We start from the raw sequence: 11,942 nt of genomic DNA, 5'->3' as shown, positions 1-11,942 counted from the left end.
ACACAACCGCGACGCCCACCCATGGACAACTCCTGTCATTGACCGCGCTGGGCCAGGAAGCCCTGCGGGCCGCCGATGACGCAGCAGCCGCAACCGGTACCGGCCCCGAGGCCGACGCCCGCGGTGACGCCAACCCGGCTCAGGCGGCGGCCGGTTCGGACCTGACTGTCGATCCGCTGCCCACGCGCGAGGAGCTGCTGGCGCTGGAGGGGATCAAGCACGGCGCAGTGCTGCTGAAAGAACGCGCGTGGGGGTCGGGGCTGCGGGTGGAGACCGGCTCGGGTGCGCGGATTGCCCACACGACGGTAGAGGCGATGCAGGAGCGGGGCTGGATCGAGCGGGAAGAGAGCACGTCGCTGAACTTCGGTCAGCAGCTGTCCCTTACCAGCTCCGGGGAGGCGGCCTTCCGCGCAGGATGCGCCCAGGACCCGCGCATCACCGCCGCCCTCAGCCGCAGCACCCCGAATGTCCTCCCCTCGCCCCCGGCACAGCCACCTCCTGCCGGCCCCGCCGGTCCCACGTACCCGACCCGCTCCCGCTGACCTGAACGAAGGAAAATGCCCATGCCCACCACTGCTTTCCACACCCGCCGCCTGGTCGAACACCGCTACGGCCGCCCGCTGGAGCACCTGCAGGGCGAGGTCGCCCGCCGCCGCTCCGCCGATCCCGTCCTGCCGATCCTCGAAGTACTCGCCGGTGAAGTTGAACACCCCGCTGGTGTGCTGCAACAGCATCCGCACCGTTATCCGCCGGTCAAGGCCGAACTCGGGCAGGTAGTCGGCCGCCGCGGTGTCCAGTTCGATCTTGCCTTCGGCCACCAGTTGCAGCACCAGGGTCGCGGTGAAGGTCTTGGTGTTGCTGCCGATCCGGACGTACCCGTTGACCGGCGGCTTGGCAGCCTCGCCCAGCTCGGCCACCCCGGCACTGCCGACCCACTCGCCCCGCTCATCGTTCACGCGCAGCGAAACCCCGGCGAGACCGGAATCGACGATCTCCTGGATGGCCTTCTGCAGCTCCGGGCGATCCTGTCCCGCAGCGGAGTTCTCTGGGAGCCGGGACCGGTCCGCGAGGACCTGCACGATCCGTTGGTAGTCCACCGACAGCACCGACCGGGCAAGGCCTTCACGCCACATCGGCACCTGCGACCTCGGCTTGACCCCATCCCCGGGCGGCGACGGCAGATCCGCGTCCACCGGGACCGAGGTGACCTCCGTCCCGGTGGTGCCGGCGCCGGGGGCCAGGACAGCGTCGACCCGCCTGCGGGCAACCGTCCATTGCTGCCATTCCGACTCAGCCGCAGCCAGCTCGGCCTGGATCCGATCGGCTTCCTCCCGCAACCCGTCGACACGACGGCGAGCAGCCAACTCGTGCTGTTCCAGCAGTCCGACAACCGACGGCATCCAAGCCTCCCCAGCGAGCGACAACCCGACAGACCACACCTCCCACCGGGCCACCGTCCCTATGCCTGACCAGGCAAAACGCCGCCCTCAAGTTCGGAACGACAACAGCGACTTATGACAACCAGACCGCCAACGGAACCAAGGTCGAAACCTGGGCCTGCAACGGCGCAGCCGACCAGCAGTGGAACGTCAACTCCGACGGCACCATCAGCGGAGTCCAGTCCGGACTGTGCCTCGACGTGACGGGGGCCTCCACGGCCAACGGCGCCCTGGTCGAGCTGTGGGCCTGCAACGGCGGTTCCAACCAGCGGTGGACCGTGTGCTGATCTCGAAGACACCGATACTCTCCGGCTCGGGGAGGGCCGAGGTCGGCCCTCCCCGAGCGTCACCGTGGCACTACTGCCGGGCCCACTTCTGGTTGCTGCCGCCGTTGCAGTTCCACAGTTCCACCAACGCGCCGTTGGCCGTGGAGGCACCGGTCACGTCCAGGCACAGGCCGGACTGCACGTTGGTCACGCTGCCGTCGGCGTCGAGGCTCCACTGCTGGTTGGTGCCGCCGTTGCAGTCGTAGACGATCACCGGTGTGCCGGCGGCGCCGCCCCGGCCCGAGGCGTCCAGACACTTGTTCCCGTACACGACCAGTTCCTGGGACGAGTTGAGGGTCCACGACTGGTTGGTGCCGCCGTTGCAGTCCCAGATGTCGGCCTGCACACCATTGGCCGTGCTGGCGTTGGGGACGTCGAGGCAGCGGTTGGAACCGGTGCCACGCAGCACTCCGCTGTTGCCGCCGCCTCCTCCACCACCGTTGCCGCCCGGGTTGGTGCCGGTGCCCCACCCCCACTGAAGGCGGTCCAGGCCGGACTGGTTGGTGACGCTCACCGAGAGGTTGGTGCCGCTGCCGTTCAGGGTGGTGATGGCGCACGAGGCGTTCTCACAGGGCCCGGGGCCCTGACTCTGGGTCGCACCCTTGACGCCCGTCCACAGGACGGAGCCGATGCCCATACTGCGCACCGTGTCCGTGATGGCGTACAGGTACGACAGGTCGTTGTTGCCGTCTTTGGGTCCGTTGTAGTTGACGCCGGTGTTCATGGGGACGCCGAACTCGGTCAGCACGGCGCGGTCGGCGTGTCCGCACAGGTTGCCGGTGAAATCGCTGACCCATGCGGCCTCGGTGGTGTGCGAGTCGCCGAACATGCCGTAGATGTGGATCGACAGCAGCGTGCCCGACAGGCGTGAGTCGGCGCCGACGGCACACAGGTTTCCGTCGGAGTACAGTCCAGGCACGATCACGTGGCCGCGGGGGAGATTGGGGTAGCGCGCGAGCCAGGCCGCCTCGAAGTTGGTCAGATCGGTGGCGTTGTACCCGTACGGCTCGTTCATGATGTCGAAGTAGAAGTTGCCGTGGCCGCCGTACTTGTTGATCATCGTGTCCCACATCTGGTAGAAGGACGCGCTGTCACTGACCTTGCCGCCTTGCAACCAGGGGGCGACGATGACGTTCATGCCCAACGCGGTGGCGGCGTCCAGGGCCGCGGTGTAGGTGTTCCACCAGGTCCCGGAGGTGGTCGCCGCGTTGAATCCCATCCGGACGGTGTTGGCCCCGAGGTTCTGGAAGCCCTTGAGGATGGCCGTGGACTTCGTGTAGGCCGTCGCGTAGCTCTCCGAGGTCGAAAGGCCGACGGGCACGTTCGGGCCTGTGATGAAGTTGTCGTCCGGGTCGGCCCAGTTCACGCCGTGGAACTGGCTGGTGGACGCGGCGGCAGTCGCCGGAGCAGCGTGCGCCGCGGCTCCGCTCGCCAGCAACCCGGCCGCCATCAGGGCGCCGGTTGCCATGCCGGCGGTCATGCGCGTGGTCCTGCTGATCACTGCGGTCTCCTTGCGGTGTATGGGGGTTGACCGGCAAAGGCGTTGCTGCTTCGTGCGTGTGGGCCGGACGTCGCAGCGGCGCTTCAGCTGAGGGTCCACTGCTGGTTGCTCTGCCCGTTGCACGTCCACAGGTCCGCAAGGGCGCCGTCAGCGGTGGACGCCCCGGTGACGTCGAGGCACAGACCCGACTGGACGCTGGTGATCGTGCCGTTCGAGTTGACCCTCCACTGCTGGTTGGCCCCTCCGTTGCAGTTCCAGATCTCGACCTTGGTGCCGTTGGTGGTCTGGTTGTCGTAGGCGTCCAGGCACATCTGGACACCTCCAGTGGTTACCGTGAGCTGGTTGGCGGAGGTGTGGGTCCACTTCTGGTTGGCCTGGCCGTTGCAGTCCCAGATCTCCAGCTGAGTGCCCGCCGAGGTGGTCGAGTTCGGAACGTCCAAGCACTTGCCCGCACCCACCGCACGTATGGCGCCCGCGCTCGTCCCGCCGGCGCTTCCCCCGACGACGCGGTACATGACCGTGCCGTGGGCGGGGACCGAAGCACTGATGGCGCCCGTGGTGCTCGAGGTGGCTCCGGACCACAGATCGGTGAGGGCGTAACTCGACGCCCCGCTCTTCCCGATCACGGCCGCGGTGGTGCTGATCGTCGCGGTCGACCCCGTCTCGTTGAACAGCGCCACGGAGACGTCTCCGTTGGCCAACGGCTTGGCCATCACGTCCAGACCACCGGCGGAGGACACCAACGTGCCCTGCTTGCCCAGCGAGTCCTGATCGACCGCGATCACACGGGCGTTGGTCAGCGTGGACAGCGTGTCCGCGGTAGCGGAGACGATATTGGTGCCAGCGACCAGCGGCGCCGCCATCTCCGACCACAAGCTGAACTCCGAGCGACTCTCGGTCGAACTCATCGATCCGTTGCCGACTTCGAGCATGTCCGGGTCGTTCCAGCGGCCGGGCCCCGCGTACGGGGCCAGCTGTGCGTTGCTGTGAAAGATGGACAGCATGCTGGAGAAGCTGGCGCCGATGTCACCCGTGGTGCGCCAACTGTTGCCGATGCCGGCACCCCAGGTCCACACGTTCTCCTGGCCCCAGTTGCAGAGGCTGAACAGGATCGGCCGACCGGTCGAGGCCAGGGCGTCACGCATGGTGGTGTACCGGGTCTGCGCAGAGGTCTCGTTGCCGTTGGAGCAGGTGCTCTGCGCACAGCCCGGACCCGCGTAGCAGTTGTCGTACTTCAGGTAGTCGACTCCCCAGGACGCGAACGACCGGGCATCACCGGTCTCATGCCCGAGACTGCCGGGAAAGCCGGCGCAGGTCTGCAGGCCCGCGTCCTCGTAGATGCCCAGTTTCAAGCCCAGCGAATGGACGTAGTCGGCGGTGCCGCTGATCCCGTCGGGAAACTTCGTCGGGTCCGGAACGAGATTCCCGCTCGCGTCCCGCGAATGGGTCATCCAGCAGTCGTCGATGTTGACATACGTGTATCCCGCGGCCTGCATCCCGTCGGTGTGCATCGCGAGGGCAGTGGACTTGATCAGCGACTCGGAGACGTTGCAGCCATAGGCGTTCCAGTCGTTGAAGCCCATCTGCGGCGTCTTCGCCTGGCCGTTGTCGAGCGCGGACGCGGGCGCGGCCGTGGCGAGCGTGACCAGGGGCGCGGCCGTGGCGAGGAGCAGCGCCGACAGCGTGAACGCCACCGCCTTGCGCAGGGACGGTCGTGGAGACGACCGCCTGGTCCGGGGGTGTGCGATGCCCATGTTTCTCGACCTTCCGGGTGGAGGGATGGATTGCGCGCCTTCTCAGCGCGGGAGCCGGCCGGCTCGCCCATGGCATGCCGCCGAAGGTGCGGGGCGTTCTCGTGCTGGCCGAGCGAGTGTCGAAGCGCCTGGCGCTACGGGGCGGGATGGCCGGTCGGTGGGTGCGAAGCAGTGTCTCTGTGGACCGGTCGTCCCGATCCACAGAGACACTGCCTTCATGACCGCACAGGTGCGGGTGTTGCGCGGCGGCCCGTCGTCACGGCGGGCCGGTCACTGGCCGGGCCCTGGTCGGGTTGGGTCAGCTGAGGTTCCACTGCTGGTTGGTCTGGCCGTTGCAGGTCCACAGTTCGGCGAGGGCGCCGTTGGTGGTGGAGGCGCCGGTGACGTCGAGGCAGAGTCCGGATTGGGTGCCGGTGATCGTGCCGTTGGAGTTGAGTGTCCACTGCTGGTTGGCGCCGCCGTTGCAGGGCCAGGTCTCGACCTTGGTGCCGTTGGTGGTCTGGTTGTCGTAGGCGTCCAGGCACATCTGGGCGCCTCCGGTGGTCACCGTGAGCTGGTTGGCGGAGGTGTGGGTCCAGCTCTGGTTGGCCTGGCCGCTGCAGTCCCAGATCTGCACCTGGGTCCCCGCTGTTGTCGAGGAGTTCGGCACGTCCAGGCACTTGCCCGCACCCACCGCGTGCAACGCACCCGTAGCACCGGTACTCCCGCCCCCGTTGCCGTAGCCCTGGGCGGTGATGTTGGCCTGGACGCTGTTCTCGGTGGCGTCGGAAGGATAACCGCTGGTCATGACGCCTTCGTAGAAGGTGCCTTGGGCTCCCTTGCTGTTGTCGCCGCCGGTGCCGAGGATGATGGCGCCTTGCTTCTTCATCGGGTTGTAGCCGGAGACGTTGGGGCGTGGGCCGCTGTAGAAGGTGGACAGGTTCCCGGATTGGGCGTTGCCGCCGCGGATGGCCCACTGGTTGGCGCCGCCTTTGATGATGGCGGTGGTGTAGCGGTAGTTGATGGTGGGGTCGCCGGAGTTGAGGTGCTGGTTGACGCCGGAGAAGAGGCCGTTTTCGAGGTCGGCCATGATCCAGGGGCCGTTGCCGGAGCCGTAGCCCCAGACCTTGATGTTGCCGAAGTAGATGGCCTCCATGGTGCCGTTGCCGTCGTCGTTGCTGTTGGTCTCGGCATTGCCGTAGTCGAAGCAGCAACCGCCGTTGTAGTGGGTGCCGTCGAAGACGGCGTACATGCCCTCGGGGTTGTCGCCGGTGGCGATGCCGTTGGTGTGGTTGTTGCGGTAGCCGGTGCCGGGGGCGACGAACACGCCGTAGGCTTTGTGGCCGGCGACGGTGGTGGGTGCGGCGGTGGCGTCGGCCAGGTTGTCCGGACCGCCGGCCGCGCCGCCCGCGGGCGCCTGGGTGAGGTCGTTTCCTCGTCCGGACTGGTCGTAGACCACGGTGATGACGCAGGTGGTGCCGGCGCAGAAGGAGTCCTGCGCCGCGGCGTTGGCGTACCCGCCGGCACTGAGCAGCCCGATGTTCTGGGTCGCATTGTCCGAGGCGCGCCTGACCTGGTACAGCGAGCCGTTGTACGACGAGTACAACGCCCGGGTCGTGCTGTGCGCCGCCACGCACGGCGTACCACCACTGGCATAGATGTCGCACGGCCCGGGAGTAGCCGCCTGCGCCGTACCCGACGACATCCCGGCCCCGATCAACCCACCGACCACGAGGACAGCTGCAACTGCCGTGCGGGCCAGGAGGGTGATCCTTCGGGACGACGAGCGTTCCGGCGGACTGGCGAGCACCGGGACGTCGGCATCGAGTGGCCTGACGCGGCGGCGAACTGCGATGAGCAGTCGACCCGGCAGGCCTCTCACGGATGTAGTTCCCATGGAATCCCCTCTTCGAATGTGAGCGCTAACGTATTTCTTTCTCCCAGCAAGCCGGGATGCTCCTTTCTGGATTTCGGAGATGAACCGGCCCGTGGCATGTCCGATTCACCGAACAGTCCGGACGTTTGGGGTACGGCGCGTGCGTGAAACCGGAACCCTCCCGGAGCCTGCGCCGAAGAGGAAACGGCGGGCTCCGAAACGTGGCGACACGGGAATCGGAGCGGCACCTCCGCGAAGCCACCGGGCCGGTCCTGGCCGCGATCCGCGTCCGCATCGGCAGCATCCGGGGTTCGCGCGCCCGTCATTGACAGATCCCGGCGACGGCAGATCCGGACAATCGCCGCGCGCGAGGCGAACGCCCTCCTCGGGAGGACGCTTCGCCCCGTCCGGCCTTTCGTGCGCCCCGGGTCAGCCGCGGCCGCCGACCGTCACGGCCACCAGACGGAGGCCACCGTTCGGTGCGACGGCCGTGATCACGGACGGATGTGGGGAGGAACCCGCCGGCGCCCAGCCGAAAGGGCGGAAGGTCCGAAAAGACTACTGAGGACGATCTTTCGCCGGGCCGGCGCGCGGGCCGGGAATCTTGCCCCGCAACGGGGTCGCCTTCTACGCGTGTTCACTCATGTCTCCTGGTCGTGGGGGGCGAGGCCAAGGGTGTGAGCGTTAACAAATCTGCCGCAGATGCCGGTCTGCGGAAGCGAGCTGCCTCGAATCCGACGGCGGGAGCATCCACCTCGCCGGAACCCACTGTCAACCCTTTTCACACGGAAGCGCGTTGCGGTCGAGCCGGTCGCCTGTCCCATGGCGTGATTGCGGTCCATGTCATTGACGCCACCGACGCTTTCTGTTTACCTGACTCGTCGCGGCCCTTGTCGGCCCCTCCCGATTGCCGGATCGGGTCATTCGTGCGAGGGCGGAACATGCCCGTCGGGGATGTTCGTCGCTCCTCCACTCCGCGCGCATGAGATCGCCCCTCCTAGCGGTTGCGCGTACCTCGCAGGTAGTCGCTGTCATTTCACTGCTGGAGGTCACATGACCCTGAAATCTCGCCTGCTCCGTTTACGGCGTCCCCGGCTCGGGATCCTCGCCACGGGCCTGGCCGTCGTCGCAGCAGGTACACCCGTCCTCGCACTGGGCACCGCGGGCTCAGCACAGGCGGCCACGTCACTGCACACCCTCGCCGAGGCCCAAGGTCGCTACTACGGCACCGCTCTGACGACCTCGGACCTGGCCAACGGGAACGAGACCGCCATCGCGAACGCCCAGTTCGACGCCCTCACCCCTGGCAACGAGATGAAGTGGGACACCACGGAACCGGGCAACGGCCAGTACAACTTCGGACCCGGCGACCAGATCGCCTCGTACGCCAAGTCCCACGGCATGCGAGTCCGAGGCCACAACCTGGTGTGGCAGTCACAGCTGCCCTCCTGGGTCAGCAGTCTGCCGACCAACCAGGTGCAGAGTGCCATGGACGCCCACATCACCACCGAGGTCAACCACTACAAGGGGCAGATCTACGCCTGGGACGTGGTCAACGAGCCCTTCAACGGCGACGGTTCCTTCGTCAACGACGTCTTCTACCAGGCCATGGGCTCGAACTACTTCGCCGAGGCCCTGCGCACCGCCCACGCGGCAGACCCGAACGCCCGGCTCTACATCAACGACTACGGCATCGAAGGAGAGAACGCCAAGAGCAACGCCATGTACAACCTGGCCAAGAGCCTGCTCGCCCAAGGAGTGCCCCTGGGCGGCATCGGCTTCGAAAGCCACTTCATCGTCGGGCAGGTGCCCTCCGACTTCCAGGCCAACATGCAACGCTTCGCAAGCCTCGGCCTGGACGTCGCCGTGACCGAACTCGACGACCGCATCCAGTTGCCGGCCTCCACCGCAAACCTCCAACAGCAGGCCGCCGACTACAGCAACGTCGCCAAGGACTGCCTCGCGGTCTCGCGCTGCGTCGGCATATCGCAGTGGGGCGTGGACGACGCCAACTCCTGGATCGACGGCACCTTCCCCGGCTGGGGCGCCGCGACCATGTACGACCGCAACTTCCAGCCGAAACCGGCCTACGACTCCACGGTGACGGCACTGGGCGGATCCTCGTCCGGCGGCGGCAGCGGTGCTACGGGTGCGTTGCACGCGGTGGGTGCGGGCAAGTGCCTGGACGTGCCGAACTCCTCGACAACAGCGGGGACCCAGGTGCAGATCTGGGACTGCAGCGGCCAGGCCAACCAGAGCTGGACCCACACCTCCGCCAACCAGCTCACGGTGACCACCGGAGGCGCCCAGATGTGCCTGGACGCCTACGACAACCAGACCACCAACGGCACCAAGGTCGAGACCTGGCCCTGCAACGGCGGCGCCAACCAGCAGTGGACACTCAACTCCAACGGCACGATCACCGGCACCCAATCCGGACTCTGCCTCGACGTCACCGGCGCCTCCACCACCAACGGCGCCCTCGCCGAACTGTGGACCTGCAACGGCCAGACCAACCAGCAGTGGAACCTCAGCTGACCCAACCCGACCAGGGCCCGGCGGACCAACATCCGCCGGGCCCTCCGAGCCGAACCCGCAGAACGGCGCCCCGGCTACCGCAGCCGGCTCTCAACTGAGGCTGATGGCTGTCCACGACAGCCGTGGGCAGCTCGATGGTGAGCACGCCGCCGCCGAGCGTCGCGCTGGTGTTCGCGGACGGGGACACCCGGAACTGCTCGTACAACGTGTTCTTCGCGTACACGTCGGAGTCGGTGAGCGTGACCGCCTCGACGATGCGCGACGAGCCGAGGTCGCGCACGTCGACATCGACCTGCGCGGCCTCCGCCGGATCGCGGTTGACCAGGACGACCGCCGACCGGTCCTCGTCGGCGGTCGTCCTGGTGTCGACGACGGCCACCTCGCAGTGACGCGCGGTCCGGTACGTCGGCGCCTGGACCAGGGGGCAGATCACTCGCCCGAGTCGAGTCGGCTCGTGATCGAGAACGGCGCGTCGGCTCCGGACGCCGCCGCGGCAAGGCCGCCGACGAGCAGGGCGGTTCGAGGTCCCCATGAGGCGCCGACCGCCCCGACGAGCCGCGCGCCGCTCATCGGCCTTCCGGGACAGCAGCAGTGCGAACTGGTCGTCCAGCCACACGCGCCACGGTTCGTACTGATCCTCTACGGCAAGGTCGTACGACGGTTCCCGCCGTTCCGGAGGGCGGCGACCGCAACGATGGTTCGGATCGCGATGCGGTACCCGGCCCGCACCGCGGTCGACCGCCTCCCCGACCACGGCGACTTCACGGAACTCCAAGAGGCCTGCGAGGGCTTCATGGCCGAGTTGCGTAGACGGCCGGAACCACCGTATCTCGGCCGAGTTGCTGGCCGAGGAACGGTCGGGCTGCATTCGGTGCCCGAGCCGCCACTCACGACCGCGTTCGGCGAGATCCGCCGGGCCGACGAGGACTCCACGATCTTGTCGAATCGGTCCGCTACTCGGTCCCGCACCAGTACGTCGATGAGAGCCTTTGAGCCCGCTTCCACGCCGGCAAGCTGATCGTCACCGCGCTGACCAAAGACAGTGCGGTCGGGGTCGCCCGCCAGCCGCGCCACTCTCCCCCCTCCCCACCCCCTGCTCCCCCGACGTCGCCTTCACCGGTCTCCGGCCAGGCTCACCCGGGACGCTGATCGTCCTGCAAGTCGTGCAAGGAAGGGGCGTAGGAGATCCCGACGATTAAGCCGTCCGCCGTGAGAAGTCTGGCCACCGTCTGGCCCCATGGCTCGGTGCGGGCCTGGTGCACCAGCTCGAAGCCCGCGCGCTGAAGCTCGGCACCGGCGGCTGTGACGGCTTCCGCGTTTGCCACCTCAAACTCGATCGATGCCTGCGGGGCCACCCGATCGGTGGGCCACTGGGCCGTGCCGAAACATGCCTCGGCTGCCTGTGAGAGGGGCCACAGACCGAAGTGCTTGCTCCCGGGGACGCTCCCGCTGGAGTAGTAGACGTTGTCTTCCCCCTCCAGGGGCAGGCCAAGAGTCTCGATGAACAGCTTGCGACTCAGCGGCGGGTCGGCCACGACCACTGCCACGCTCGTGATGAACAGAACGTCCATGCCGGTGCTTTCACTCCCTGGTGCTACAGGATTGCGAAGTTTGGAGATTCGGCCCCGCAGGCACCGCCTTCAGCGGCCGGTCTCGCTCAACCTATCCGCCTACTCCCCAAAGGCCGAGACACCCGCGCCAACACCGCATTGACCCACCCGATCGGGCGGCACGTCTTCCCACCCACGATCACGACCGTGCCGTCATGGCTTCGCTCGGCGGGCGGCTCCTCAGGCCGCGATCGTCGTGCGTCCGCCGCTGTCGGTCCGACTCTTGACCGTCTGCGGGCGGGGTGCAGGAAGAGCCGGCCCCTCCCCACGACCCACCAACAACAGTCACAGTGGCCAGCGGGATGGGGCCGCCCGACAGATCAGGCCCGATACCAGCCACCTCGGGCACGCCGTATTCGGACTCCGGCGCGCTGGGCCTCAACCTCTTCGCATCCGCCCCGCAAGATCCGAAGTAGGCGCCGACCAGGACTCCGACCACACGATCACGGACGCCTATACGGCGGCGCACAACGGCTTGCCCCACGGGCCCGTCAGCCCTTACCTCCTGACCAGCGCCCCACCGGACACGGCCGCCGCGAGTGCCCCCGGTATCAATGGTGACCTGATCTGCCACGGGTCATCCCTGGAGGGGGTCGAGCCTTCGCCGAGCCGAGCCGCGGCGGGCGGGCGGCCACGTTTCCAGGCCGCGTCCTGTCACGGATCGGGGCCTGCCAAGTGCTCCTCGATGGGGCGCCGCGTCGTCAGGTGCCGGGTTGCGGCGCCGGTGACGGCTCCGGCAGCGGGCCGGGTGCCGGATGCGGATCGGGGCCCGGTGCGGGCGGCGGCGGAGGATCGGGCAGGGGCCCCGGCGGAACCGGCGGGGCGGGCGGAACCGGGTCCGGGCCGCCCGGCGGGCGGACCGGGCCTGGCAGCGGTCCGGGCTGGGGCTCCGGCCCTGGCCCCGGCGTCGGCGTGGGGG

The 11,942-nt window shown here is 68.1% G+C and carries 8 protein-coding genes and 1 pseudogene; 3 read left to right on the top strand and 6 right to left on the bottom strand.

The genetic code is table 11. The annotated features are described in order from the left end of the window. Positions 1-35 precede the first annotated feature (35 nt). Positions 36-1,400 (bottom strand): serine hydrolase domain-containing protein, encoded by a 1,365-nt coding sequence (locus OG370_RS35440; protein WP_328471584.1) that lies wholly within the window; start codon positions 1,398-1,400, stop codon positions 36-38. A gap of 113 nt (positions 1,401-1,513) precedes the next feature. Between OG370_RS35440 and OG370_RS35435 the strand changes: the two are divergent. Then, positions 1,514-1,726 (top strand): annotated as a pseudogene (locus OG370_RS35435) (ricin-type beta-trefoil lectin domain protein); the annotation flags it as partial. A gap of 70 nt (positions 1,727-1,796) precedes the next feature. On the opposite strand, the gene OG370_RS35430 reads toward OG370_RS35435, so the two are convergent. The 3 genes from OG370_RS35430 to OG370_RS35420 all read right to left on the bottom strand — a co-directional run bounded on the left by OG370_RS35430 (position 1,797) and on the right by OG370_RS35420 (position 6,704). Next, the gene (locus OG370_RS35430; protein WP_328471582.1) at positions 1,797-3,266 is read right to left on the bottom strand and encodes a ricin-type beta-trefoil lectin domain protein; all 1,470 of its coding nucleotides are present in this window, start codon (positions 3,264-3,266) and stop codon (positions 1,797-1,799) included. A gap of 83 nt (positions 3,267-3,349) precedes the next feature. After that, positions 3,350-5,020 carry a glycoside hydrolase family 27 protein gene (locus OG370_RS35425; protein ID WP_328471580.1) on the bottom strand — a complete coding sequence of 557 codons (1,671 nt, stop codon included), beginning with the start codon at positions 5,018-5,020 and terminating at the stop codon, positions 3,350-3,352. Positions 5,021-5,318: 298 nt separating this feature from the next. Beyond that, on the bottom strand, positions 5,319-6,704 hold the full coding sequence (locus OG370_RS35420) for an arabinofuranosidase catalytic domain-containing protein (protein ID WP_328471578.1): 1,386 nt from the start codon (positions 6,702-6,704) through the stop codon (positions 5,319-5,321). Between the two features lie 1,224 nt (positions 6,705-7,928). Here OG370_RS35420 and OG370_RS35415 point away from each other — a divergent pair. Next, complete coding sequence (locus OG370_RS35415) at positions 7,929-9,413, top strand: endo-1,4-beta-xylanase (protein ID WP_328471576.1); 1,485 nt, start codon at positions 7,929-7,931, stop codon at positions 9,411-9,413. Here OG370_RS35415 and OG370_RS35410 read toward each other — a convergent pair. Then, positions 9,406-9,846: an alpha-L-arabinofuranosidase C-terminal domain-containing protein gene (locus OG370_RS35410; RefSeq protein ID WP_328471574.1), complete on the bottom strand. Its 441-nt coding sequence runs from the start codon at positions 9,844-9,846 to the stop codon at positions 9,406-9,408. The two genes, OG370_RS35415 and OG370_RS35410, sit on opposite strands and share 8 nt — an antisense overlap. 21 nt (positions 9,847-9,867) lie before the next feature. On the opposite strand from OG370_RS35410, the gene OG370_RS35405 reads away from it, so the two are divergent. Continuing rightward, a complete protein-coding gene (locus tag OG370_RS35405) occupies positions 9,868-10,431 on the top strand; it encodes a hypothetical protein (protein WP_328471573.1) in 564 nt (187 codons plus the stop codon). A gap of 115 nt (positions 10,432-10,546) precedes the next feature. On the opposite strand, the gene OG370_RS35400 is transcribed toward OG370_RS35405, so the two are convergent. Then, positions 10,547-10,984 carry a VOC family protein gene (locus OG370_RS35400; protein ID WP_328471571.1) on the bottom strand — a complete coding sequence of 146 codons (438 nt, stop codon included), beginning with the start codon at positions 10,982-10,984 and terminating at the stop codon, positions 10,547-10,549. Positions 10,985-11,942 lie beyond the last annotated feature (958 nt).

The organism is Streptomyces sp. NBC_00448 (assembly GCF_036014115.1).
In the GTDB taxonomy this organism is placed as follows: Bacteria; Actinomycetota; Actinomycetes; order Streptomycetales; family Streptomycetaceae; genus Actinacidiphila.
The sequence above is the reverse complement of the archived record's forward strand: the minus strand, read 5'-3'. Positions and strand labels throughout refer to the sequence as shown.